The organism is Dehalococcoidia bacterium (genome assembly GCA_035310145.1).
Lineage (GTDB): Bacteria > Chloroflexota > Dehalococcoidia > CAUJGQ01 > CAUJGQ01 > CALFMN01.
This window is the reverse complement of the sequence record DATGEL010000022.1, coordinates 77,384-100,027: the sequence shown is the minus strand read 5'-3', so window position 1 is coordinate 100,027 and position 22,644 is coordinate 77,384. Positions and strand designations below refer to the sequence as shown.

General features: G+C 70.1%; 25 protein-coding genes. 13 read left to right on the top strand and 12 right to left on the bottom strand.

The window, feature by feature from the left end; translation table 11 throughout:
• Positions 1-11 precede the first annotated feature (11 nt).
• The 4 genes from VKV26_04545 (at position 12) to VKV26_04530 (ending at position 5,092) form a co-directional block, all read left to right on the top strand.
• Entirely contained in the window at positions 12-1,208 is a 1,197-nt protein-coding gene (locus tag VKV26_04545; GenBank protein ID HLZ69161.1) for a CoA transferase, read from the top strand.
• Positions 1,208-2,401, top strand: coding sequence for a CoA transferase (locus tag VKV26_04540; GenBank protein HLZ69160.1), 1,194 nt, complete (start codon positions 1,208-1,210; stop codon positions 2,399-2,401). The genes VKV26_04545 and VKV26_04540 overlap by 1 nt, the downstream gene beginning before the upstream one ends.
• Positions 2,402-2,640: 239 nt before the next feature.
• A complete protein-coding gene (locus tag VKV26_04535) occupies positions 2,641-3,279 on the top strand; it encodes a hypothetical protein (GenBank protein HLZ69159.1) in 639 nt (212 codons plus the stop codon).
• A 208-nt stretch (positions 3,280-3,487) separates the two neighbouring features.
• On the top strand, positions 3,488-5,092 hold the full coding sequence (locus VKV26_04530) for a DEAD/DEAH box helicase (GenBank protein HLZ69158.1): 1,605 nt from the start codon (positions 3,488-3,490) through the stop codon (positions 5,090-5,092).
• Between the two features lie 231 nt (positions 5,093-5,323).
• Here the strand turns inward: VKV26_04530 and VKV26_04525 are convergent, their stop codons facing one another.
• Positions 5,324-6,493, bottom strand: a complete 1,170-nt coding sequence (locus VKV26_04525) for a serine hydrolase domain-containing protein (protein HLZ69157.1) — start codon at positions 6,491-6,493, stop codon at positions 5,324-5,326.
• 215 nt (positions 6,494-6,708) lie between these two features.
• On the opposite strand from VKV26_04525, the gene VKV26_04520 reads away from it, so the two are divergent.
• The 4 genes from VKV26_04520 to VKV26_04505 all read left to right on the top strand — a co-directional run bounded on the left by VKV26_04520 (position 6,709) and on the right by VKV26_04505 (position 9,225).
• A complete protein-coding gene (locus tag VKV26_04520; protein ID HLZ69156.1) occupies positions 6,709-7,041 on the top strand; it encodes a Lin0512 family protein in 333 nt (110 codons plus the stop codon).
• Between the two features lie 22 nt (positions 7,042-7,063).
• A complete protein-coding gene (locus VKV26_04515; protein HLZ69155.1) occupies positions 7,064-7,567 on the top strand; it encodes a phytanoyl-CoA dioxygenase family protein in 504 nt (167 codons plus the stop codon).
• The gene (locus VKV26_04510; protein ID HLZ69154.1) at positions 7,525-7,812 is read left to right on the top strand and encodes a phytanoyl-CoA dioxygenase family protein; all 288 of its coding nucleotides are present in this window, start codon (positions 7,525-7,527) and stop codon (positions 7,810-7,812) included. Before VKV26_04515 ends, VKV26_04510 begins: the two co-directional genes overlap by 43 nt.
• Positions 7,813-7,890: 78 nt before the next feature.
• Positions 7,891-9,225: an acetyl-CoA hydrolase/transferase C-terminal domain-containing protein gene (locus VKV26_04505; GenBank protein HLZ69153.1), complete on the top strand. Its 1,335-nt coding sequence runs from the start codon at positions 7,891-7,893 to the stop codon at positions 9,223-9,225.
• A gap of 58 nt (positions 9,226-9,283) precedes the next feature.
• On the opposite strand, the gene VKV26_04500 is transcribed toward VKV26_04505, so the two are convergent.
• The 3 genes from VKV26_04500 to npdG all read right to left on the bottom strand — a co-directional run bounded on the left by VKV26_04500 (position 9,284) and on the right by npdG (position 11,542).
• Complete coding sequence (locus VKV26_04500) at positions 9,284-9,862, bottom strand: DinB family protein (GenBank protein ID HLZ69152.1); 579 nt, start codon at positions 9,860-9,862, stop codon at positions 9,284-9,286.
• A gap of 186 nt (positions 9,863-10,048) precedes the next feature.
• Positions 10,049-10,846, bottom strand: a complete 798-nt coding sequence (gene cofE / locus VKV26_04495) for a coenzyme F420-0:L-glutamate ligase (GenBank protein ID HLZ69151.1) — start codon at positions 10,844-10,846, stop codon at positions 10,049-10,051.
• Positions 10,847-10,885: 39 nt separating this feature from the next.
• Positions 10,886-11,542 (bottom strand): NADPH-dependent F420 reductase, encoded by a 657-nt coding sequence (gene npdG, locus VKV26_04490; protein ID HLZ69150.1) that lies wholly within the window; start codon positions 11,540-11,542, stop codon positions 10,886-10,888.
• 196 nt (positions 11,543-11,738) lie between these two features.
• Between npdG and VKV26_04485 the strand changes: the two genes are divergently transcribed.
• Complete coding sequence (locus tag VKV26_04485) at positions 11,739-12,065, top strand: NIPSNAP family protein (GenBank protein HLZ69149.1); 327 nt, start codon at positions 11,739-11,741, stop codon at positions 12,063-12,065.
• Positions 12,066-12,094: 29 nt separating this feature from the next.
• Here the strand turns inward: VKV26_04485 and VKV26_04480 are convergent, their stop codons facing one another.
• The 4 genes from VKV26_04480 to VKV26_04465 form a co-directional block, all read right to left on the bottom strand.
• Complete coding sequence (locus VKV26_04480; protein HLZ69148.1) at positions 12,095-12,667, bottom strand: class I SAM-dependent methyltransferase; 573 nt, start codon at positions 12,665-12,667, stop codon at positions 12,095-12,097.
• A gap of 124 nt (positions 12,668-12,791) precedes the next feature.
• Positions 12,792-13,382, bottom strand: a complete 591-nt coding sequence (locus tag VKV26_04475) for a glycerol-3-phosphate acyltransferase (protein ID HLZ69147.1) — start codon at positions 13,380-13,382, stop codon at positions 12,792-12,794.
• Positions 13,383-13,478: 96 nt separating this feature from the next.
• Positions 13,479-14,231 (bottom strand): response regulator transcription factor, encoded by a 753-nt coding sequence (locus tag VKV26_04470; protein ID HLZ69146.1) that lies wholly within the window; start codon positions 14,229-14,231, stop codon positions 13,479-13,481.
• A 270-nt stretch (positions 14,232-14,501) separates the two neighbouring features.
• Positions 14,502-15,971 (bottom strand): alkaline phosphatase family protein, encoded by a 1,470-nt coding sequence (locus tag VKV26_04465; protein HLZ69145.1) that lies wholly within the window; start codon positions 15,969-15,971, stop codon positions 14,502-14,504.
• Positions 15,972-16,088: 117 nt separating this feature from the next.
• Here VKV26_04465 and VKV26_04460 point away from each other — a divergent pair, with 117 nt between their 5' ends.
• The 3 genes from VKV26_04460 to VKV26_04450 all read left to right on the top strand — a co-directional run bounded on the left by VKV26_04460 (position 16,089) and on the right by VKV26_04450 (position 18,770).
• The gene (locus tag VKV26_04460; GenBank protein HLZ69144.1) at positions 16,089-17,072 is read left to right on the top strand and encodes an MBL fold metallo-hydrolase; all 984 of its coding nucleotides are present in this window, start codon (positions 16,089-16,091) and stop codon (positions 17,070-17,072) included.
• Positions 17,069-17,668, top strand: a complete 600-nt coding sequence (locus VKV26_04455) for a hypothetical protein (protein ID HLZ69143.1) — start codon at positions 17,069-17,071, stop codon at positions 17,666-17,668. Before VKV26_04460 ends, VKV26_04455 begins: the two co-directional genes overlap by 4 nt.
• 70 nt (positions 17,669-17,738) lie before the next feature.
• Entirely contained in the window at positions 17,739-18,770 is a 1,032-nt protein-coding gene (locus VKV26_04450; GenBank protein HLZ69142.1) for a ferritin-like domain-containing protein, read from the top strand.
• A 127-nt stretch (positions 18,771-18,897) separates the two neighbouring features.
• On the opposite strand, the gene VKV26_04445 is transcribed toward VKV26_04450, so the two are convergent.
• Positions 18,898-20,007, bottom strand: coding sequence for an amidohydrolase family protein (locus tag VKV26_04445; GenBank protein HLZ69141.1), 1,110 nt, complete (start codon positions 20,005-20,007; stop codon positions 18,898-18,900).
• 197 nt (positions 20,008-20,204) lie between these two features.
• On the opposite strand from VKV26_04445, the gene VKV26_04440 reads away from it, so the two are divergent.
• Positions 20,205-20,561: a hypothetical protein gene (locus VKV26_04440; GenBank protein ID HLZ69140.1), complete on the top strand. Its 357-nt coding sequence runs from the start codon at positions 20,205-20,207 to the stop codon at positions 20,559-20,561.
• Here VKV26_04440 and VKV26_04435 read toward each other — a convergent pair.
• The 3 genes from VKV26_04435 to VKV26_04425 all read right to left on the bottom strand — a co-directional run bounded on the left by VKV26_04435 (position 20,558) and on the right by VKV26_04425 (position 22,634).
• Positions 20,558-21,328 carry a DinB family protein gene (locus VKV26_04435; GenBank protein HLZ69139.1) on the bottom strand — a complete coding sequence of 257 codons (771 nt, stop codon included), beginning with the start codon at positions 21,326-21,328 and terminating at the stop codon, positions 20,558-20,560. The genes VKV26_04440 and VKV26_04435 overlap by 4 nt on opposite strands.
• Before the next feature lie 380 nt (positions 21,329-21,708).
• The gene (locus tag VKV26_04430; protein HLZ69138.1) at positions 21,709-21,906 is read right to left on the bottom strand and encodes a hypothetical protein; all 198 of its coding nucleotides are present in this window, start codon (positions 21,904-21,906) and stop codon (positions 21,709-21,711) included.
• A 284-nt stretch (positions 21,907-22,190) separates the two neighbouring features.
• Positions 22,191-22,634, bottom strand: coding sequence for an SUF system NifU family Fe-S cluster assembly protein (locus tag VKV26_04425; GenBank protein HLZ69137.1), 444 nt, complete (start codon positions 22,632-22,634; stop codon positions 22,191-22,193).
• Positions 22,635-22,644 lie beyond the last annotated feature (10 nt).

The window sequence follows — 22,644 nt, the reverse complement described above, 5'->3', positions numbered from 1 at the left end:
GGAGGCAGCAGATGCCCAGCCCGCTCGCCAACGTCACCGTCCTGGATCTCACCCAGTTTGAAGCCGGCACCTCGTGCACCCAGATGCTCGCCTGGCTGGGCGCCAACGTGATCAAGATCGAGCACCCCAAAGGCGGCGACCCCGGCCGCGGCCTCGGCGCAGATCCGAACGGACCAGACGCCTGGTACTTCATCATCCTGAACGCCAACAAGCGCAGCGTCACGCTCAACCTGCGCGACCCGCACGGCAAGGAGCTGTTCGCCCGCATGGTGCCGAAGGCCGACGTGGTGGTCGAGAACCTCGGCCCCGGCAGCCTCGAACGGCTGGGCATCACCTGGGAGTGGTTGAGTGGCTTGAACCCGGCCATCATCTTCGCCCGCGTCAAGGGTTTCGGCACTTACGGCCCCTGGTCGGGCTTCCCCAGCTTCGACATGATCGCGCAGGCCACCGGCGGCTCGATGAGCGTCACCGGCGAGGCGGATCGCGAGCCGCTGCGCCCCGGATCGACGATCGGCGACACGGGCACCGGCATCCACGCGGCGATCGGCATCGCCGCGGCCTACATCCAGCGGCTGCGCACCGGCAAGGGCCAGCCGGTGGAAGTCGCGATGCAGGACGCCGTCGCCAACTTTGTGCGCGTGCCGATGACAAGCATGTACAGCAGCGGCCGGGCGGTGCAGCGACGTGGCAGCGCCGGCAACCGGCCGCCGAACGGTGTCTACCGCTGTAAGGGCGATGGCATCAACGACTACGTCTACATCGGCATTCTCGGCGACGGGCAATACGCGCGGCTCTGGAAGACGCTCGGCCGTCCCGAGCTGGCCGGCGACCCGGAGTATCAGACACCGCGCGGCCGGGCCAAGCACGCGGAGGAGATCCAGCAGCTCGTCTCCGGCTGGGCGGCGCAGCGCACCAAGTTCGAGGCGATGGAGGAGATGGGCTGCGCGGGCGTGCCTGCCAGCGCCGTCTACGGCGGCGAGGACGTCTTCGAAGACCAGCATCTGCGCGAGCGCGGCAGCGTCGTCGACCTCGAACACCCGGCGCGCGGTCGGTTCTCGATGATCGGCAACCCGCTCAAGCTGGCGGACAACGACACGCCGCTGCGCACGGCGCCGTTGCTGGGCCAGCACAACGGCGAGGTCTACGCGGAGTTGCTGGGCATGACGCCGGCCGAACTTGACCGGTTGGCAGCGGAGGGGGTGCTCTGATGGCGGCGCTGGACGGCATCCGCATCATCGACCTGACGCAGTACGAGGCCGGCACCTCCTGTACGGAAACGCTCGCCTTCCTCGGCGCCGACGTGATCAAGATCGAGCCGCCCGGCCGCGGCGAGCCCGGGCGTGGCCTGATCAACGACGGCACCGAGGCCGATTCGTTCTACTTCCTGCTGCTCAACGCCAGCAAGCGCAGCGTCACGCTGAACTTGAAGGCCGAGCGCGGCCGCGAGCTCTTCGAAGACCTGCTGCGGCAGGGCGATGTCGTGGTCGAAAACTTCGCGCCCGCGGGCCTGGAAAAGCTCGGCTATCCGTGGGAGCGGATTCAGCAGATCAACCCGCGCATCATCTACGCCACGATCAAGGGCTTCGGCACGGTCGGGCCGCACGCGGGATTTCTCGCTTTCGATCCAGTGGCGCAGGCGGCCGGCGGCGCCATGGCGCGCACCGGTTACCCCGACGGTGAGCCGATCAAGCCCGGCCCCACGGTCGGCGATACCGGCACCGGCGTGCACGCCGCGCTTGCCATCCTGGGCGCGATCATTCAGCGCGAGACGACCGGCCGCGGCCAGAAGGTCGAGGTCGCAATGCAGGACGCCGTGCTGAACCTGACGCGCGTCGGGCTGCGTCCCTACTACGACGAGCGGGCGCCGCTGCCGCGCCGCGGCAACCAGCTCGCGGCCAAAGGGCCGCGCTGGCTCTACGCGTGCAAGCCCGGCGGCCCGAACGATTACGTCTTCGTCTACGCCAGCACCGACGCGATGTGGGACAACCTGCTCGACGTGCTCGAGCGCACCGATCTGCGCGGCGATGCACGCTTCACACGCTCCGGTCGGGCGCAAAACGGCGCGGTGATCGACGAATTGGTTTCCGCCTGGGCGGCGCAGCGCACGAAGTACGAGGCGATGGAGGCGCTCGGTGCGGCCGGCGTGCCCGCGGGCGCCGTGCTCGACACGGCCGAAATGCTGTGCAATCCGCAGTTGCTGGCGCGCGAGACGATCGTGGAGATCGACCATCCACAGCGCGGCCGCTTCAAGATGGTGGGCAGCGTGCCGAAGCTGCGCGATTCGCCGCCGGTGATCAAGCCCGCCCCGCGGCTGGGCCAGCACACGGCAGAGGTGCTCGCAGAGCTGACCGGCATCGGCGGCGAGGAACTCGCGCGGCTGCGCGCCGACTCCGTGATTTAGGCCGTCCCGTTCATGAGAGCAGGCTCGATCGGCCGACCGCTCCACGCCGCTCCGCAACTTGTGCCCTGCGTGGCGGCGGGCGACCATTCCGGCGAGCGCCCGCAGGCCCCGGCCGCATCGTTGACCGTTTCCACGGCCCGGCCCAGTAGGAAATCTCGTGGTCGATGCATCCCGCGTGCGCGTTGCATCGTAGTTGCGACGACGGCACGACGACGTGAGCCGTTGAAGGAGCGGAAACCATGCTGCGAGGTCTTCACCTGTCCCGGTTTCGACTCGGCATTCTGGCGGTTGCGACGCTGAGCGTCCTCGGCGGTTCCTGGGCGCTCTCCCAGCAGCACGTGGCTGCGCAGGCGGCGCCAACGGTGCAAACCCGCACCACCGGCCTCGGCACGGTCCTGACCGGCACCGACGGCAAGACCCTCTACGTCTTCGACAGGGACACTTCCAGCGAGAGCAACTGCAACGGCGCCTGCTCGACGACCTGGCCGCCGCTGGTGCTGGCGAGCGGCAACCCCACGGCGCCCGCGGGCGTCGGTGGCGCGTTCACCGTGATCACCCGCCAGGACGGATCGCACCAGGTCAGCTACAACGGCCACCCGCTTTACTTCTATGCGCCCGACGCGCAGCCCGGTGACACGAAGGGTGACGGCGTGGGCGGCGTCTGGCACGCGGCGAAGCCGATCGCAGGGGCGGCGGCGCCCGCAGCGCCGGCCGCCGGCGCTGCCGCGGCGCCCCGGGCGATGCCGGCCACCGGCAGCGGCGGGCAGGCCGGTGACACCGGCCGCAACGCCGGGCTGATCGTCGCCGTCGTGCTCGGCGCCGTCCTGCTCAGCGGCGCGGGCATCGCCTTCGCGCGGCGGTCCTCAACCACGTCATAGCGCCGGCTACGAGCCACGGTGGCCGCCGGCGTTTCGCGGCGTCGGCGACCATCGTGGCACTCGCGCGCACTTGTGCGACGCGGCGCGATGCGCCTCTTTTTCGGCGCGCTTACGGCGGCATCCGCATTGTCGCTCGACTGCAAGGGCAGGGATGGCGCCCGCACCTGTTACGCTGTGGGCAAACACCGTACGCCAGCAGGAGCGAGCCTTGCCAGCAGCCGAGTTCCGGGATCTGGGCCTTGCGGACGACCTGGTCGAGACGGTGGACGCGCTGGGCTACGAAGAGCCGACCCCGGTGCAGCGCCGCGCCATCCCCGTGCTGCTCGCCGGGCGCGACCTGATCGCGCAGGCGCAGACCGGCTCGGGCAAAACCGCCGCCTTTGCGCTGCCGGCTGTGCAGGGCATCTCCGAGAACCGCAGCGAGGTGCAGGTGCTCGTGCTGGCGCCGACGCGCGAGTTGGCCGTGCAGGTGGCCGAGGCGACGCACCGGTTCGGCCGCAAGCGCGAGGTGCGCGTGGCGCCCGTCTACGGCGGCCAGCCGATCGACCGCCAGTTGCGCGCCCTGCGCTCCGGCGTGCAGATCGTGGTCGGCACGCCGGGCCGGCTGCTCGACCATCTGCGCCGAGGCTCTCTGCGCCTCGACGGCGTGCGCTTCGTCGTGCTCGATGAGGCGGACGAGATGCTGGACATGGGCTTCATCGAGGACATCGAGGAGATCCTGCGGCAGACGCCGGAGTCACGCCAGACGGCGCTCTTCTCCGCCACGATCGCGCCGGCGGTGCGCCGCCTGGCCCGGCAGTACATGCGCGACCCCGAGAACGTGACGATCGCCGCGGAGAAGGTTACGGTCCCGCAGATCGAGCAGCGCTACGTCGAAGTCAGCCCGCGCACCAAGCTCGATGCGCTCAGCCGTATCCTCGACGTCGAGTCGCCGACGGCGGCGATCGTCTTCTGCCGGACGCGGCGCGAGGTGGACGATCTGGGTGAGGCGCTCGTCTCGCGCGGCTACGCGGCGGAGGCGATCCACGGCGACCTGAGCCAAACACAGCGCGACCGGGTGATGGCCCGTTTTCGCTCCGGACAGGCGGATGTGCTGGTGGCGACGGACGTGGCCGCGCGGGGGCTCGACATCGAGAATGTCTCGCACGTCTTCAACTTCGACATCCCAGAGGATCCGGGAGCCTACGTGCACCGGATCGGCCGTACGGGCCGCGCCGGGCGCACGGGCACCGCGGTCACGCTGGTCACGCCGCGCGAACAGCGGTTGCTGCGCCTGATCGAGCGCGCCGTCGCACGCAAGATCAAGCCGATGCGCATGCCGACGCTCGCGGACGTGGCGGCGCGGCGCATCGAGCTGTTGCGCGACGGCGTGCGTACGACGCTGGAACACGGCGGGCTGGAGGAGTATCTGGCCGCGGTCGAAGACCTCTCCGAGGACTTCGATATGGCCGAGATCGCGGCAGCGGCGATGAAGCTGGCGGCCGAGCGTGACGGCTCGCGTCCCGTCGCCGCGGCCGAGGCCGAGGCCGGCCCGACTGAGCACGGCCGCACCCGGCTGTTCATCGAGATTGGCCGCAACCAAGGCTTGCGGCCGGGCGACCTGGTAGGCGCGATCGCCAACGAGGCGCGCGTGCCCGGCGACGCCGTCGGCAGCATCGATATCTACGATCAGTTCACCTTCGTCGAAGTCGACGATCGCCTGGCGCAGCGCATCATCGACGCGCTGCGCCAGGCGACGATCCGCGGCCAGCGGGTGAAAGTGGATGTCGCGCGGCCGCGGCCCCCATCCCCCGGCCCCTTCCCCCAATACTAGGGGAAAGGGAGATCTACGGCGGGGATCGGGGCTGAAGGCGCGATGCACAGGCCACCGGGCGGGGCGCACGCCCTCTGCCCTTCGCGCCCGCAGCCGCGGTCAACGCTGTCTGAGTAACCAGCTCGCACTCCGGAGCTTCCCCCGCGATCGCCCTTTCACTGGTATTGGGGCCATAGCACAGCGCATCGGTGGGAGACCTTTCATGAAGAGGATAGGGGCCACGCGCGCCCCTCAGCCCTTCACGCAGGCGCCGGCGAGGCTGCTGATCGCCAGCGTGCGCCGGCCCAGGTCTTCAGGATTGACAAAGCCGTTGGTGCAGTAGCCGACCGAGATGCCCGTCTCAGGGTCGCCCCAGGCGACCTGGCCGCCGGCGCCGGCGTGGCCGAACGCCTTCGGCGAGGCGTTGTGGCCGAAGCCCCGCTCGTGCGCGTGGCCGTCGTTGTTCGCCACAATAATCGAGAGGCCGCGGCTCACCGGCAGGTTGGTCATCGGGTCGGTGTAGCGTCCCAGCGTGCGCACCGCCGTCGCGAACGCGATCGTTTCAGGCTTCATGATTCGCTTGCCGGCCGCCGTCTCGCCACGGTTGATCAGCGGTTGGTAGAAGAGGGCGAGCTGACCGGCCGTGGCGATACCGCCGCCGCCCGGTACGCCGACCTCGCGCTGCTCCGGGCTGTTGAACCGCAGGATGATGTTCGGCGTGACTTCGCCCCAGCCACCCGGCGGCGGCGTGGGTTCCACCACGTGGAGCACGTCGGCCACTCGCTCGTTCTGATCGCGCGGCAGGCCGACGTACAGCTCGTCCAGCCCCATCGGGTCGAGGATGCGCTCGCGAAGGAAGCGGTGGTATTCCACGCCGGTGCGCCGCTCAATGATCTCCACCAGCACCCAGTGCGCCGAGGTCGCATGGTACTGGAAGCGGCTGCCCGGCTCCCAGTTCAGCCGCCAGCGCGAGAACGCCGCGAGCCGGCCCTCGCGCGTCTCCCACTGGCCCGGTCCCAGCGGCGCCATGGGGAAGCCGGCCGTGTGCAGCAGCACCTGCTCGACGGTGATCACATCCTTGCCGTTGGTGTTGAACTCCGGGATGATGTCCACCACGCGCTCGTCCAGGCGCAGAAGACCGTCCTCGAACAGCGTCCACACCGCCGCGGCCACGATCGCCTTCGTGCAAGAGAAGATCGTATACAGCGTTTGATCCGTGGCCGGACGCATCGCCCCGCCCTGCACGGCCCGGCCGAAGGTGCGCATGCCGGCGAGCCTGCCGTGCCGCGCCACCGCGACCTGGGCGCTGGGCAGCCCGCCCTCGTCCACATCGCGCTTCGCCCGCGCAAACAACGCCTCCAGCTTCTCGCTGTCGACCCCGACATCCTCCGGCTTGGTGGCGACCAGGTTCTCCGCGACCATCGGCTTGCTCCTCTCGCTCGCGTAAACGTCAGCGCCGGCATTGTAGCGCGTGGCCTCACCCCCTGGCCCCCTCTCCATGCCATGGGGAGGGGAATGGAGAGGGGGTAGCTGCGGAAGTTGCCAGTTTTGCAGGCTTCGGGTTCCCGGGGGCATCAGCGATCTCGCGGGATGGCGGGCGGCGCGGTACGCTGGCGGCACAAGTGCGGAGGTGATCGATGGCGGCGAAGCCGTACGTGCTGGAGATGGGTATGGGCGTCGATGTGCACGGCGACGACAGCACCAAGGCGGCCTGCCGCGCCGTCTCCGACGCCATCCGTCACTCCAGCCTCGCCTTCTTCCGCGACGTGCGCGAGCGCGGCGGCCGCATGCTGGTGGACGTCACGATCGGCGTGCCCAACGCCGTGAGCGTGGACCTGGAGCGCGTCAAGAGCGAACTGCCGCACGGCGAGGTCACAGTGCATGCGATTGAAGGCGGTCTGCGCGCCCCGCTCGGCGATACGCTGCTGGCCTGCGCCGCGATCGTCGTCAGCGTCGAGGAGCCGGCCTGAGGGTATCGCCGGGAGGATCGCTATGACCGCGCTCACCGCGGCCGTTGCCGTCGAAGATGTGCTCGCCACGCTCGATCGCGACGGCTACGCTATCGTCGAGGGGATCCTGAGCGCGGCCGAGGCGCGGGAGAAGCGCGCCGAGCTGACGCGAATCCTCGACCTGACGCCGCACGGCCGCAACGACTTCGAAGGCTTCAAGACGCGGCGCATCTACGGCCTCTTCGCCAGGACCCGCGCCTTCGACGGCCCGGCCACGCATCCGCTGGTGCTCGGCGTGTTGGACCGTGTGCTGGGAAGCTACCAGCTGAGCGCGCCGCAGGGCATCGAGATCGGCCCCGGCGAGACCGCGCAGAACCTGCATCCCGACGACGGCGTCTATCCCTTACCACGCCCGCATCAAGAGCTGATCGTCAATACGATGTGGGCGCTGGACGACTTCACCGTCGAGAACGGCGCCACGCACGTCGTGCCCGGAAGCCACAAGTGGGCGGATCGCCGCCCGGACGCGCGCACGCCGGCTCGGTGATGTTCTTCCTCGGCAGCGTCTTCCACGGCGGCGGAGCCAACCGCACGGACCGGCCGCGGCTCGGCGTGATCCTCGAGTACTGCGCCGGTTGGCTGCGGCCGCAGGAGAACCACTTCCTGGCCGTGCCCAGGGCCACGGCCCGAGATCTCCCGCCACGCTTGCAGGAGTTGCTCGGCTACAGCATCCACGGCAACCTGCTCGGCGGCGCCGACGGCCGCCATCCTCGCAAGTATCTGGAGGATTGACCGGCGCTGCTGCCGGCGGGCAGGACGTTTGGCGAATCGCCGCTGAGCGGGCCGCCGCGGCCTGAGGGGGAGCGCAGCATGAGTCTCGTCGCGCGGCCCGCGTTGCGGCCGGATTGGCAGGCGTGGTACGCCGAACGGCTGGTTTCGGCCGAGCAGGCGGCGGCGCAGATTCGCTCCGGCGAGCACCTCTACATACCTGTCGGCATGCAAACCCGGAGCGTGGTCGCGGCGCTGCTCGCTCGCCGTGCCGGGCTGAGCGAGGTGCGCATTACCTGCATGCCCGTCGGCGATCTCGGCTGGTTTGCGCCCGAGCTGGCCGGCGCGATCGAGATCAGCGTGATCCACGCCAACCCCGTCTCGCACGAGGCGCTCGCACGCCGCACTGCCGATTACACGCCCTTCATGATCTACGGGGCGCACAGGGCGATCGATGAGAACCGCGAAGAGGCGCGGCCGATCGATACGGCGATCATCACCGTCTCGCCGCCGAACGAGCAGGGCTACGTCTGCCTGGGCAACGCGGTGTGGGACGCCGGCAGCGTCGTGCCCCGTGCTCGCCGGGTGATCGCGACCGTGAACCAGCATCTGCCTCGCACCTTCGGCGATTCCTGGCTGCCCGTCTCCGCGATCGATTGGTTCGTGGAGGACCACACCGCGCCGCAGCCGCGCGCCTATCCCGATCCGGACCCGTGGGACGCGGCGATCGCCGGCTACGCCGGCTCGATCGTGCACGACCGCGATACGATCCAGATCGGCGTCGGCAGCACGACGGGCAACCTGGTGCGGCTCGGCGGCCTGAACGGCAAGCACGACCTCGGCTACTTCGGCGAGCTGACCGTGCCCGGCACCGTGGATCTGGCGCGAGAGGGCGTGATCACCGGCCGTTGCATGACGACGCACCCGCACAAGTTCGTCACCACCGCCGCGGGCAACAGCCCCGAGGACGTGGCCTTCATCGACGGCAACCCCGCCTTCGAGTTCCGCGCCGTCGACTACCTGCACGACCCGCGCAGCATCGCCGCCAACGACAACTACGTGGCGATCAACAATGCGCTGGCCGTCGACCTGACCGGTCAGATCGCCGCCTCGACGATCGGACCGCGCATCTTCAGCGGTACCGGCGGGCAGCTCGCGTTTGCCATCGGCGCCTTCATGTCGCGCGGCGGGCGCTACGTCGTGGTGCTGCCGTCTACCGCCCGAGGCGGCACGGTCTCGCGCATCGCGCCGCAGTTCGACGCCGGGCAGATCGTGACCGTGCCGCGCGACCTCGCCGACATCGTCGTCACCGAGTACGGTATCGCCCGCCTGCTCAACCGCTCGGTGCGCGAGCGGGCGGAAGCGCTGATCGCGATCGCGCACCCGGACCACCGCTCGGAGCTGCGCCAGGCGGCGGCGCGGCTGTTCTGGCCGTAGCGCTTGCGGCGAAGGCGCGACGATCGCCACGGCATCGCCTGTCGAGGTCGGCCTCGGGCTATCTGCTGCCGCGCTTCGCGAGCGCCGCGAGCGCCGCCTCGAGCTGCTGCTGGTGATGCTCGATGTGCCAGCGGATGAACTCCAGCCGCTGCCAGGCGTCGAGCGGGCCCGAGATGAAATGCGGGTAGATCACTGTCTCCAGGTCGAGCCCGTCGAGCTGTAGCCCGAGCGCATCCAGGACCGGCTGCAGCGCCGCGAAGACCGCCCGCCAGTAGGCCAGCGGCGCGGCCGCCTTCGGCGTCGCGTTCGCCGGCGCTTCCTCCTTGAAGCGCCAGGTGCCGGCGATCACCGCCTCGATCGATTGGCCGCGGTGCACGGGATCGCCGCTCCACAGCGGCGCCCCGCCGCGCACCCCCGCGGCGGCGAGCCAGATGAACTGCACGCCGGATTGCTCCGCCAGCACAAGGTGCTCGACGATCTCCCGCGCCGACCATTGGCCCGCTGCCGGCGGCCAGGCGCCGTCGCCGTCGTCGAGCGACGACGTGAGCGCAAGCACCCGCGATCGCGCGGCGGCGGCGGCGGCGATGTGGTCGGCGATCTCCTGGTACTGAGCCGAGGTGTTGGCGCTGTGTGTCATGCGCGTCAGTCTATCAGATCGCAATCGCGTTGTTCGTAGACGCGCGATTACGGCGCGCAGGCGCGGTGATAGAGCCGGCCCTTGACGACCCTGGCGATCGCCATCGGTACGGGCCTGGCGCAGGCCGCGCAGGGCACCACCTGTCCCCCGAACATCGTGTTGTCGCCTTCCCTTTTCTGTCGCCGCTCAGCGGAACAGATCGCGCTCCGGCACCCGCACAAGCTGGCGGGCCGAGCCCTCGGCCGGGGTGTAGACGAAGCCGCGCACAATCGCGGCGGGCACGGCGGCGATCTTGCCCATCACCAGCTCGGCCGCGCCGGCCAGCTCGTCGGCGTCGGCGAGCGTCGTCACGCGCAGCTCGTAGCCGTGCGCGTCGGTCAGGCCGACGTAGTCGCGGATCGGCGCCATGCCGGCCACGCCGATCGCGACGTTGGTCAGCGATTCGCGCCAGGGCCGGCCGAAGGTGTCGGAGATGATCACCGCGACCTCGACGCCGAGCCGCTCGCGCAGTGCCTGGCGAATCCCCTCGGCAGAGGCGTCAGGATCGGGCGGCAGCAGGCAGAGCACGTCGTGGCCGCCGACGTTGGAGGCGTCGACGCCGGCGTTGGCGCAGACGAAGCCGTGGCGCGTCTCCGAGATCAGCACACCGTTCGCCATCTTGACGATGCGCGCCGATTCGCGCAGCACCACCTCGGTCTGGCGCGGGTCCTTGCCGAAGGCCGCGGCCCAGGTGCGGGCGAAGGCCGACGGCTCAATCGTGTTCAGATCGACGAGGCAGCCCTCGACCTTGGAGACGGCCTTCTGCGCGATCACCAGCACGTCGCCGGTCTGAAGGCCGACGCCACTCGCTTCCGCGGCGCGCGCGATCTCGCCGGGCAGGTCGTCGCCCGGCGTCAGTTCGGGGATACCGCGCAGCGGCAGGATGCGCAGCTCCGTCTGTGCGTCCACGAAGGCGCGGTCCGCTGCCTGGTGCGACTGGGTCATTGCTGGCTTCCTCTCGGAGAGCGCGGACGGCCGGTCCAATCAGTCCTGAGACAGGCCGACGATGCGCACGCCCGACTGCGTCTTGTAGCGCCGGTTGATGCCGACCAGGAGCACGGTGATGTCCTCAATGTAGCGCGAATTGCGCAGGGGGCCGGCATCGATGCCGCGGCAGCCGGGCAGCCTGGCGGCGAGGTCGAGCACCTGCTTGCGGCTCTCCGTGTCGCCGCCGCAAACGAGCACATCGCAGTCGAGCGGCTTGCCGACGGCCATTAATTCATGGCTGCTGAGGTTGTGAAAGGCGCTCACCAGCCGGCTGTCGGGGCCGAGAATCGCCTTCGTCTGCTCGGCGGCGGAGCCTTCCTCCACCGCCACGGCACGGGCGCCGCCCTGGCCGAACTCCATCGGCACGACGATGTTGATCGTGAGCTTCGTGCCGATCAGGTCCTTGAGCGCCGTCACCGTGTCGCGCTGGCCGGAGTATGGCACGGCGATGATCACGGTCTCGGCGCGGCGCACGGCTTCGGGATTCTCTGCGCCCTCAACCCGGGCGTCGGGCACGGCCTGGCGCACCTTCTCCGCCGCCGCCGCCGCGCGCTCGTGCGAACGCGAGCCGATCACGACCGCTTCGCCCGCCGCGGCGAAGCGCATGGCCAGGCCGAGCCCCTCATCGCCCGTGCCGCCGATGATGGCGATCATGCAGCCGTCCTCAACGAAAACTGCCGGGCGCCATGCAGTCGTTCTGCGGCCGCCGCAGCGTGGGAAGTGTAGCACAGGGCTATTGCCTGACCGGGTGGCGTGCCGGATTGCCGAGACGCCGTGCCCTTCGTATCATGCGCGCTGGCCGTGCCGGCAGGACGACGCCGGCGGGCGGCTTGCGAAGGAGAGATCCGCCGTGCTTTACGAGCTGCGCAGCTACGAGGCCCTGCCCGGCAAGCTTCCGGCGCTGAACAAGCGCTTCGCGGAGGTCACGCTCAAGATCTTCGCCCGTTACAAGATGGACGTGGTCGGCTTCTGGACCAACGAGATTGGCGGCTACAGCAACGAGCTCGTCTACATGATGCGCTTCGACGACATGGGGGACCGCGAACGCAAGTGGAAGGCGTTCGGCGCCGATGAGGAATGGCAGAAGGCGCGCGCCGCCTCGGAGGCCGACGGCCCGCTGCTGCTGCGGATCAACGCCCGCTTCCTGCGTCCCACGGCCTACTCGCCGGCGCAGTAGGCGGACGCCGTATCGTCACCGCAAACGGGTCAGGCGGGCGGCCGCCGGGCGCGGAAACTGAAGCCGGGCCGGCCGGGATTCCGGCGCACGCTGACGTCGCCGAAGCCGGCGCGCTCCAGCCGCGCGCCGAAACCGTCCGGATCCACAGGAAAGCGGTCGTCGAACAGGTGGTAGAGGTTCCAGACGAAGCTCGGCGTGCTGTCGATGCCGACGAAGACGCCGCCGGGTTTGAGCACGCGGCACGCCTCGCCCAGCAGGCGGTCCTGCAACCGCGTGGGTACGTGATGCAGCATGGTCAGGCTGATGGCCGCGCTGAAGGCGGCATCGGGAAACGGCATCTTCGCCGCGTCGCCTTCGATCACGGTGACGTTGCTGCCCGCCAGGCGCTGCTCAAGCGACGCCGCCAGCCGCCGGTCGATCTCGATCGCCGTGAGATGCGGCACGCGCTGGCGCAGCCAGTCGGTGGTGATCCCAGGGCCAGGGCCAATCTCCAGCGGATCGTCGCCCAGGTCCACGTCTTTGAAGAGTCCGGGCAGGATCGTGTCGTAGAGCCGCCGGCGCCAGCGGCCGGAGCGGCAGTACCAGCGGTGAAAGGCGTTCATCGGCATCTCCTGCGTGCGCGCGACGGTTCCGCAATCGTGCGTCCGGCCCCACGGATCGAGCGCCCGTGGCCGGCTTGCGCCGTGCGCGGGGCAGGGGTGCATGCATTTGGGTTGGGCACGCGCATCAATCGTCGTGGCGCACGGGCTGGACAGCGAGCTGGTAGTGGTCATCGGTGCGGCGGTCGTGCCGCAGCAGCACGACGAGGCAGGCGAGCGAGGCGAAGACGAAGAACGTCCAGCGGTGCGTAATCGCCAGCGTCAGCAGGGGAAAGGCGATAATGTTCACCCGCGTGGCGATGAAGTTGTCGCGGCGCAGCGTATAGACCGCCAGCCAGACCGCGGCGCTGCCCAGCAACACCCACGGCGCGATCACGAGGCAAACGAACACGCACAGCGTTGAACCGCGCCCGCCCGCGAAGCCGACAAACACCGACCAGTTCACGCCGATCAGCGCCAGCAACGCGGCCAGCAAGGCGCCGTCTACGTTGCGCGTGAGCGCCCGGCCAAGCGCCACGGCGGCGGCGCCTTTGCCGCCTTCCGCCAGGAACACAATCATGCCGGCGGGCAGCCCCGCCTGGCGGATCGTGTTCATCACGCCGACGTTGCCGGTGCCGAGCCGGCGCAAGTCACGCCCGGTGAGCAGGCGCGTGACCAGGTAGGCGACAGGCAGCGCGCCGATTAGATAGCCAAGAATCGCCACGAGCAGGAAGCGCATACCGAGCCCTCGCGGCCAGACGATCTCCTGCGATCATCGTACCGCGCGGGCAATGAGGGCGACAACGGAATCAGTCGCGCGTGGGCGTTGTCTCGCTCAGGGGGCCGAGCTGTCCGGTGTTCTGCGGGAGGTTCGCCGACGCCGCTCCAGCAAGTAGCCGACGTTGCGCACGTTCACGATGTAGTCCGGTTCGCCGGTCGCTTCGAAGAGCTTGCGCCGCAGCCGCGCGACGTGCACCTTGACGATCTCGCGGGGACTCGGCGCTTTGAGGTTGACGCCCGCCGCCTGCTGCAGGAGGAAGTCGGCGCCGAGCACGCGGCCGGCATGCTTCACCAGGGCGTGCAGGATGCGGTATTCGGTCGGCGTCAGGTCGAGGCGGCGGTGGTTGGCGGTCACTTCGCAGCGCAGTGAATCGACCTTGAGCGAGCGCACGCGCAGAATGCCCGCGGGCTCGCTGGCCGGGCGCGTGCCGGCGGCGTGGCGCAGCACGGCGCGCAACTGCGCATGCACCAGCGAGGCGCGGGCGCTCCAGGGCAGGACGGCGATGGCGCCGGCGAAGAGCGCCTGCTCGGCGACGGCCGGATCGTCGCTCAGCACGATCATTGGCAGGCCCGGCGCCTCGGCGTCCAGATTCTGCACGGTGTTGACGATCGAGCCGAGCGGTTGCGAGAGGGCGATCACGGCGACCTCGGGCGGCCGGCTGGCAACGTCCCCACGTTCGACATCGGCCGGCGAGATGCGCCAGGTCATCCAGCCGAGCTTCTCCAGCCCGCCTGCCGTCGCATCGGGCCAATCGCGGCCGTCGCTGACTACCAACATACTGATTCCGGCCGGAGATTCGACCGCCATCGTGCCCCGCTCCTCGTGGGGTGCTGTCCGCTCGCGGCCGGCGGCGCGCCTCCCGCGTCCGCTCGTCCGCATGGCCCAGCGCCTCCACGATTGTCGCACCCGCTCCCGGCGCCGCGCATCGACGCAGCGGCACGTCGCGGTACGGATCGGTAACGGAATCCGCAACGCGGTGCGCCTGCGGGTCGGACAGGGTGTTCGTTAGCAGTGTACGCCATTGATCGCTTAGGAGATGCTGGCAATTGTGCTGCGCCTGGCAGTGCGCCGCCGGGCTCAGTCATAAGAAAAGGCGGCCGGGTCGCCCCTTCCGGCCGCCTGCACATAGGCGCTCCTGCCGCGGCGCACCAATGAAAGCCAGAGCTGCCTGGCGTCCTCGCCGGCCATCAGCAGCTCCGCCGACTCCGCGCCGGCGTGTCCTGTCTGCACCGCTTCCTGGCCAGCCAGCGCTTCATGCAGCACACGCCCGTCCCACCGCGCCGGAGCGGGCACGCCGAGCAGGCGGCACACGGTCGGCGCGATGTCTCCGATGCCGGCAGCCCCATTCCACGCGCCCTGCCGGAACGACGGTCCTGCAGCCAGCAGCGTGTTTCGCAATTCGAAGGGCGCGGCGCCGCCGTGATCGCCGGCGCCGATGGCGATGGCGCCGCCGCCCGGACTCTGGCCGCGGAAACCGTGGGCGTTCGGCGCATCGCTCCAGGCGAAGGTCACGAGCAGGTCGGGCGCCCGCGCGCAGTCGATGCCCAGCGCAGCCAGCGGCAGCGCCCCGGGCGTCTCCTCTCCGGCGAACACCGCTCCCGCCCAATCGTGCTCGAGCAAGCTTTCGACCGTCACGCGGCGTAGGGCCGCGTCCGGCCTCCTGCCGTCCCGTGCGAAGAGGTGCGCCGCACCGCCATCCACCGTGACCGCCCAGGCGTCCGCGTGGCGCCGGCTCCGCCACGTCGCGCCCAGTTCGCCCGCCACATCCACGTGCCGGTTGACGGTCGCATAGCCGTGGTCCGCGGTGACGATCACATCGAGCGAGTTGCCGGTCCGCTCGGCCAGGGCATCTATGGCGCCGCCGAAGGTCGCATCGGCGCGGTGCAGCCCGGCCGTTGCCTCCGGGCTGCCCAGACCGAAGCGGTGGTGCAGTCCGTCCGGCACGGTACACCAGAAGATGACCAGCGCCGGCTCGATCGCCGGGACCAGGACTTCGCTCAGCGCCCGCGCGGCATAATCGACGCGGGCGCTGAGCGCCTCGACGCTGTAACCAGTGGTGTCCGGTTGAGGGCCCAGCACTGCCGCCACGCGGGCGCCCAGGCCGGCCGGCTCGCAGAAGGCGGGATGCCAGATCGCACCGCCGGCCCGCCCAACCTCTGGATGCAGCAGATAGGCACAGCCGGGCGAGCCTGTACCCACCACCAGTGTGTGCTGCCCATGCGCCGCCAGCGTTTCCGCCAGCGTGGGCGCCCCCAGCAACGGTGCGGCGGACCCGACGCGCAGGCCGCGCAGGACGGCGTCGTCGCCGGTGCTGCCGAAGCGGCCTCCGGCGCCAGCTCGCAGGTACAGCGTGTTGCCGGGAATGCCGTGCAGCGCCGGCGACGAGCCGCTGGCCAGCGTGGCCGCATTGACGCGCGTGACGGGCGGGAAGGCGCAGTAGCTTTGACTGAACCAGGCGCCGCGCTGCCGCATGGCGTTGAGCCGCGGCATCAGCGCCGGCTGCACGAGGTCCGGTCGCAGGCCGTCGAACACCCAGATCAGGATCACGGCCCCTCCTTCCTGCCCGGCTGTTGCGGTCGCGGAGCGGGCGGCCCCACCGGGCGAACCGGCGATCCGGGAAGCTGCGACAGTATCGTACGATGCCAGCAGGAGCGTCTGCCCGGCATGCGAGACGAAGCGTTCGCAATTGGCGACGGCGTGAGCATCCCCTCCGCCGGCCTGTGGCTGGATCCGCACGCGGCGCGGCCGCTGGCGGTGGTTTCTCACGCTCACTCCGACCACGTGCGCCGCCACGCGCGCACCATCTGCACGCCGGCGACCGCCGACCTGATTCGCCTTCGCTACGGCGGCGCGGATTTGCGGGCGCTTCCCTTTCATGCGCCGCTGCGAGTCGGTCCGGCGCGGCTCACGCTCTATCCCGCCGGGCACGTGCTCGGCTCGGCGCAGGCGCTGGTGGAAGCAGGCGGCCGCCGGCTGCTCTACTCCGGCGATCTGCGGCTGCGTCCCTCGGCCACGACGGAGAGGGCCGTAGTGCCCGAGGCCGATCTGCTGGTGATGGAGACGACCTTCGGGCGGCCGCGCTACGTCTTTCCGCCGGAAGAGCGTGTTGTGTCGCAAATCGTCGCCTTCTGCGAGCAGGGCTTCGCCACGCGACAGACGCCGGTGCTCTTCGCCTACTCGCTGGGCAAGGCGCAGGAGGTGATCGCCCTGCTGCAGCGGCATGGCCTGCCCACGCTGGTGCACCCCGCGATCCAGGCGATCAACGCCGTCTACGCCCGCCACGGTGTGCAGTTGCCCGAGTGCGCGGGCTGGGATGCGCCCGCGGACGATCGCACCGTGATCGTCTGCCCGCCGCAGTCGCGCAAGAACCGGCTCTTCGGCGATGAGCGGCGCTTCCGCTTCGCCATGCTTTCCGGCTGGGCGATGGACTCCGGCGCGAGGTTCCGCTACCGCTGCGACGAGGCGTTCCCGCTCTCCGACCACTGCGGTTACGACGATCTGCTGCGCTACGTAGAGCTTTCACGGGCGCGCATGGTCTACACCCTGCACGGCTTTGCGCCGGAGTTCGCGCAGGATCTGCGCCGCCGCGGCATCGAAGCATTCCCCAGTGGCCAGGCGATGCAATTGCCCCTGCCGGGCATCGCTTGAGCCGGCGCGCCGAGTTTATTCCTGCCTGTGTGGCCGCCGCCGCGCTGGCGCTGAACGCGGGAGCCGGCGTGTGGGCGGCGCTGCCGCTGCACGGGTCGATGGGTCAGGAGTTCGCCTGGCCGAACGCGGCGTTGATTCTCGTTGGCGCGATCTCGCTGGCGGCAACCGGGCTGGCGATGCACGGCGCAGTGCTCCTCACGCGCCGCGCCGGCGTGCGTACACCGGTCACGGCGGGCAGCCTGGCCGGCGGCCTGCTCCTGCTGCTGGCCTTGCCGAACCTGACGCATCTCTGGCAGCTGACAGCGACGCTGATCCTCCTCGGCCTGGCCCGCGCCGCTGTGCTGGCAGGCGGCTGGCAACAACTGCGGCACGCCCTGCCGCGTGCCGGCGCCTGGCCGGCGCTCGCAGCGTCGTTGCTTGCCGGGCTTGGCGGGGTGACGCCGTGGCTCAGCGCGATCGTCTACCGCAATAGCTGGCGTGAAGGCGCCGCCGCCTGCGCCGGCCTCTTATTGCTGCTCGCCGCACCGCTGTCCTACGTATTGCTGCCCGGCCGCGAACCGGGGTGCGGTTGCCCGCGGCCTGGTGACCGGTGTTGATTGACAGGCTGCGCCGTCGATTCGGATACTTGTGTACAGGCAAAGCGATGCAGGCGCGGGGGGCATGGTCATGGCGATCGACACACGCGAGATCGAAGCGCGGGTTCAGGAGCTGAGCGGCCCTTCCGCGGCGGAATGGGGCGTGCGGGCACGGCCCGGCAAACGCGGCCTGACGCTCGACGACATTCGCATCGGATCGTACGGCGAGATTCCGGAGAGCACGCGCCGGGCGACGTACTTGCCGCGCGGCGCCGAGGCGCGGTCCGGTGTCGCCAGCGTGGGTTACACGATCCGCGATCGCGCCGACGTCTGGGCCGAGAACGCGACCTTCCTCTACGAGGAGGCGCTGCAGCGCCAGTGGTCCTCGGCGACGGATATTCCCTGGCGTGAGCTCAGCGAGTTGCCCGAGGACCTCGAACGCGCGATGTGCCAGCTCTGCACCTACCTGACCGAGGTCGAGTTCATCGCCGGCGACGTGCCGGGCAAGTGGATTCCGCAGATTCCCGCCGAGTACTTCGAGGCCAAGCTCTTCCTGTCGACGCAGGTGATGGACGAGGCGCGCCACTTCGACGTCTTTCGCAAGCGCGCCCTGGTGAACGGCGGCGGCCTCCTGCAAGAGACGGGCGCCGCCGGCCTGCGCAACATCATGGACGGGCGCGACTTCTCCGAGATGTCGGCGATCATGCACGTGCTCTCGGAAGGCTTCGTGCAGAGCCTGTTCCGTTGCGGCGAGTGGATCGGCCAAACCGACGTGGACAAGCGCATCTTTCGCATGTGCGCGCAGGACGAGTCGCGCCACCTGGCCTTCGGCGTGATGCACCTGAAGTACGTGCTGGAAAAAGAACCGGAGCGCCGCGAGGAGATCCACGCCTATCTGGATAAAGGCGAGGGCGTCCTCTTCACCGAGATCCAGGACAACGCGATGTTCGAGGCCGTAGCGCTGCTGCTGGGCGGCGGCCGGGACAAGATGGACCTCGGCGTACAAAAATTCCTCGCCGTGCGCAAGAAGCAGATCAACGAGTACGTCCACCGGCTCGATGTCGCCGGCCTTGGCGATCGGCGCGATCGACTGCCGGCCTTCTACTCGATGTTCCTGAACTGAGCGGCCCGCATCGCCCGGATCATCTCCTTCGTGCCGTACAACAGGCGAAGGAGAGATCTCGATACTCGCCGGCCGGGTCTGAAGGCGCGCCGGGCGCCTCGCACGGCTGGATACCACCGGCCTCGCTTCAAGCGCCGCGGCTGATGATCTGGCCTCCGAGCATGATCAACTTCGGGCTGGCCAGTACCTCGGGGTCGTTGCGCGGGTCCACCGGGTAGAGCACGAGGTCCGCCGGAGCGCCGGCTTCGATTCCCGCCACGCCAAGGTAGGATCTCGCCGCGCTGGAGGCGGCCGCCAGGGCATCCGCGGGCGTGAGGCCACTTTCTTGCAAGGCAGCGACCTCGCGCACGACGGCGCCCGGCGGCAGCACATCGGTGCCGGCGAGCACCGGCACGCCCAGCGCTCGCGCCCGCGGCAGCACCGTGCGCAGCCGTTCGAAGCAGGCGCGCAGCCACGCGGCGACATCCGGCTGGCCGCGATGCTCGGCACTGCGCAGCGTCGCCTGGAGGGCGGCCAGCGTCGGTGTCCAGGCGATGCCCGCGGCCGCCATCGCCTCGACCTGCGCGGCGTCCGCCTCCGTGGCGTGCTCGATGCAGTCCACGCGCGCGGCGACGGCGGCGGCCACCGCGGCGTGCGACATGGCGTGCACCGCGACCCGCGCGCCGGCCGCGTGCGCGGCTGCCACCGCCGCCGTCAGTCGTTCCGCCGAATAGTTGACTTCGCCACGATGCAGCGCCGGAATCGCGCCGTCGGAGGCGACGCGCGGCCAGTCGGCGATGATCTTCACCCAGGGCGCCAGCCGCGCCTGCCCCGCGGCCACTTCCGGCAGGCGTTCCGGCGTTGTCGGCCGTTGCATCCCGCCGTAGCCATCGGCCGGCGCGAGGTAGCGCCCCGCCGGCTGCACCTTTGGCAGCCCGTCGTCGTCGGGCAGCCCGATCGCCGCGTCGCTCACCGAGCCAATGTCGCGCAGCAGCAGCACACCGGCGGCGAGCTGGCGCCGCCGGTTCTCTGCCACCAGCTCGGCGCTGCCGCGCGGCAGACCGAGGCGGCCGAAATCGACGGTGAGATGCACGTGGCTGTCGACCAGCCCGGGGAGCGCAAAGCCACCGGCCGGGGCCAGTTCTCGTGCGCCGACCACCGGCGTGAAGCTGATGCGGCCGCCGGCGATCCATAAGTCGCTCGCGGCATCGCCGTAAGGCAGCAGCGTGGCGCGCAGGTGGAAGCTGGAATGCGCCATCCGGCCGCTCCTCCGCCTGGCAGCTCGTTCCCGCCGGGACATTGTGTCCGGGATATACGGTACACGAGCGCCCGTGTGGGTGGGAAAGATTGCTTGTGCCCGCCCGGCCGTGCTGAATGACTGCACCCGCTGGCGCCTCGTACGGCCGGCTTCGTACAATGCCCACGGCTGCCGAAGCTGGCAGCGGGAGGCGGATGATGGCGGCTCCGGAGGCCGCGCCGGCGAAGGTGCGGAGCTATCTCGACCGGCAGTTGAGCCGTCTCGCCTATCTGCGCGCCACGGGGCCGAATCCGTTCGACTACTTGCAGTGGGCGGACGAGAGCGGCAATATTCTGCGCGAGCTGTTCGGGGACGAATCAGACGAGTTGACGGCCTTCAGAATCGCCGTGATCGACAGCGGCCGCACCGCGGACCAGCGCGGCATTCTGGACAACATGTCGCTTGGGCTGCACGGCCCCTGGGGCATCTGGGCCAGGCTGGACCGAGCCGAGAGCGTGCTGCACCAGATCCAGCAGCGGTTCGGCCAGAGCGCGCCGGCCAACGGGGGCGCTTAGCCGCTCCCGTCTGCCAAGGCCAGCAACTCCCTCGCCCGCTGGTGCGCGGCATCGGCAACCGGCGCGATCAACGGGTCGGCCAGATCTTCGGCGCCCAGGGCCGAGCCTTCCACCTCGCCCAGCGCTCGGTAAAGCAAGCGCAACGTGCGCCAGCCGTCCTTCGGCGGCGGCAGCACCGCTTCCAGCACCTTCTCGGCCTGGATCGTGTGCTCGCGCAGATGCGCATCGAAGCGGTGCAGTTGAAAGCGCACGTCGGCCTCGTACCAGAACGAGACCGGCGCATTGAGCTCAGCATCGGCGGCACCGCTCAACGTGTGCAGGATGCGCTCGTGGAGCGCCGCGAAGCGGGCCAGCACCTCGGCCACCGTGCCGCTCGCATCCGCCTCGGGGCTACCCGAGAACGCTTCCGCGGGCGCCTTCAGCGGCGCATCATCCTTCAGGCGATGGCGGTCGAGCGCCCATGCGGTGACGGTGAGAAAGCCCACCTCGGCCTTCATGACGTGTCCAAGCAGATCGCGGAGCGGCCAGTCGCCGGGCGCCGGCGCGCGGTCGAAGTCTGCCGGTTCGGCGCGCAACAGCAGCGACTCCAGTTCCCGATAGGCGACCTGGTAACGGGCAAGATCGCGCTGCGCCTCGCTCGCCGGCCGGCGGGCGGCGTGGCGGGTCGACACGATGGCGTCGGACAGGGCGAGTAAGTCCTCGTACGTCCGGTAGAAGGCCCAGCGCACGTCGGCGGTCAGACCGCGCCAGGGCCAGTCCCGTTCCATCGCCGCGTCCGCGGTACGCCGTGCGACCGTCTGCCAGGCCGCCGCCGCGCGGGCGAGTTGAGTGTTGCACACGCCGTCCTCCCGGAAAGGCAGGCGCGCTGCAACCTGCCGACCGCGACAGTGTACCGCCGTCGCGTCGATTGCGGTCGTTCAGCGGCGCCGGCGTCGGCGGAGCGGTCGGTTTCGCGCACGAAGCGGATGCCGGCGCTGCACCGCCTGGCGCCAGGCCGAGTCTCGCGGGCTTTCTTCCGCCGTGGCTGGCTCGGGCCAATCCGGGCGCAACGAAAAGCCGCCCGCGGCCGCGCCGGTGGGGAACCGGGCGGCCGCTGGGGCGGCGGAAATGAGAGTGGGCGGCGAGGCGCAGCGGTTGCGGCGCCGGTCTACCAGTTGTTCGGTTCGCCGGCGGTCTCGAGCGTGGCGAGCGCGGCGATCACCTGCCGTCGCAGCTCCTTGGGCATCGGCAACGTGCTCTCGGTCTCGCGATGGTAGCAGCGCAGGCAGATGCAGTGCCCCGGAGTGGTGAGGGCGACCACGTCATCCAGCTCCGTGGCGAAGCGACAGATAGCGCATGTATACATCGTGTTCGTCCCTTCCGCGGCCCCGCCGCCTCTTGCCTGACTCAAGCATCGCAAAATGCCCGGCGCGCCGCAGCGGCCGGACGTGTGGTTGGGCGCTGGACATTGGCCGGTGCCGCGCGATGGCCGGATGGCCAGGAGGGGCGGTACCTCAGGACACACGAAAGCGGCCTCAGCGCCGGGCCGGATGGGCGGGCAACTGCGCCGTACCACGCGGGCGTCAGGAAAGGACCGTGACCTGTGACGGGTGGTGGCCGGTCGCGGTAAGCGCGACGTGGCAGGCAGCCTCAGTGGGGGCTGCAACGCTCGTCGAGCGCGTCGCGCAGCACCTTCCACGGCAGCAAGGCGCACTTCACGCGCACGGGAAAATTGGCAACGCCGCGCAGTGATTCGAGCGGGCCCACGTCGACGTTCGGCTTCACACCGGTCTTGAGCAGCTGCTCGAACGCGTCGAGCAGCTGCTCGATCTCGTCGCAGGTCAGTCCTGCGATCTCGTCGGTCATCATCGACGCCGAGGCCTGGCTGATCGCGCAGCCGCGGCCCCAGGCAGCGCCTTCGGCCAGACGTTCACCGTCGAAGCGCAGCTCCACCCGCACTTCGTCTCCGCAGAGCGGATTAAGTCCCTCGGCGCTGGCATCGGCGTGGCTGAGCGGGGCGGCGTGGTGCGGGCGGCGGTAATGCTCGACGATCTCGTCGCGGTAGACAGCTTCAAGGGCAGCTTCGGAGTTCACGGGCCTGACT

Excerpts from the sequence above, each read along its gene's own strand:
- VKV26_04545 (HLZ69161.1), top strand. The coding sequence starts at position 12 with ATGCCCAGCCCGCTCGCCAACGTCACCGTCCTGGATCTCACCCAGTTT.
- VKV26_04540 (HLZ69160.1), top strand. The coding sequence starts at position 1,208 with ATGGCGGCGCTGGACGGCATCCGCATCATCGACCTGACGCAGTACGAG.
- VKV26_04535 (HLZ69159.1), top strand. The coding sequence starts at position 2,641 with ATGCTGCGAGGTCTTCACCTGTCCCGGTTTCGACTCGGCATTCTGGCG.
- VKV26_04525 (HLZ69157.1), bottom strand. The coding sequence starts at position 6,493 with ATGGTCGCGGAGAACCTGGTCGCCACCAAGCCGGAGGATGTCGGGGTC.
- VKV26_04520 (HLZ69156.1), top strand. The coding sequence starts at position 6,709 with ATGGCGGCGAAGCCGTACGTGCTGGAGATGGGTATGGGCGTCGATGTG.
- VKV26_04515 (HLZ69155.1), top strand. The coding sequence starts at position 7,064 with ATGACCGCGCTCACCGCGGCCGTTGCCGTCGAAGATGTGCTCGCCACG.
- VKV26_04505 (HLZ69153.1), top strand. The coding sequence starts at position 7,891 with ATGAGTCTCGTCGCGCGGCCCGCGTTGCGGCCGGATTGGCAGGCGTGG.
- VKV26_04500 (HLZ69152.1), bottom strand. The coding sequence starts at position 9,862 with ATGACACACAGCGCCAACACCTCGGCTCAGTACCAGGAGATCGCCGAC.
- cofE (HLZ69151.1), bottom strand. The coding sequence starts at position 10,846 with ATGACCCAGTCGCACCAGGCAGCGGACCGCGCCTTCGTGGACGCACAG.
- npdG (HLZ69150.1), bottom strand. The coding sequence starts at position 11,542 with ATGATCGCCATCATCGGCGGCACGGGCGATGAGGGGCTCGGCCTGGCC.
- VKV26_04480 (HLZ69148.1), bottom strand. The coding sequence starts at position 12,667 with ATGAACGCCTTTCACCGCTGGTACTGCCGCTCCGGCCGCTGGCGCCGG.
- VKV26_04475 (HLZ69147.1), bottom strand. The coding sequence starts at position 13,382 with ATGCGCTTCCTGCTCGTGGCGATTCTTGGCTATCTAATCGGCGCGCTG.
- VKV26_04470 (HLZ69146.1), bottom strand. The coding sequence starts at position 14,231 with ATGGCGGTCGAATCTCCGGCCGGAATCAGTATGTTGGTAGTCAGCGAC.
- VKV26_04460 (HLZ69144.1), top strand. The coding sequence starts at position 16,089 with ATGCGAGACGAAGCGTTCGCAATTGGCGACGGCGTGAGCATCCCCTCC.
- VKV26_04450 (HLZ69142.1), top strand. The coding sequence starts at position 17,739 with ATGGCGATCGACACACGCGAGATCGAAGCGCGGGTTCAGGAGCTGAGC.
- VKV26_04445 (HLZ69141.1), bottom strand. The coding sequence starts at position 20,007 with ATGGCGCATTCCAGCTTCCACCTGCGCGCCACGCTGCTGCCTTACGGC.
- VKV26_04440 (HLZ69140.1), top strand. The coding sequence starts at position 20,205 with ATGGCGGCTCCGGAGGCCGCGCCGGCGAAGGTGCGGAGCTATCTCGAC.
- VKV26_04435 (HLZ69139.1), bottom strand. The coding sequence starts at position 21,328 with ATGGAACGGGACTGGCCCTGGCGCGGTCTGACCGCCGACGTGCGCTGG.
- VKV26_04430 (HLZ69138.1), bottom strand. The coding sequence starts at position 21,906 with ATGTATACATGCGCTATCTGTCGCTTCGCCACGGAGCTGGATGACGTG.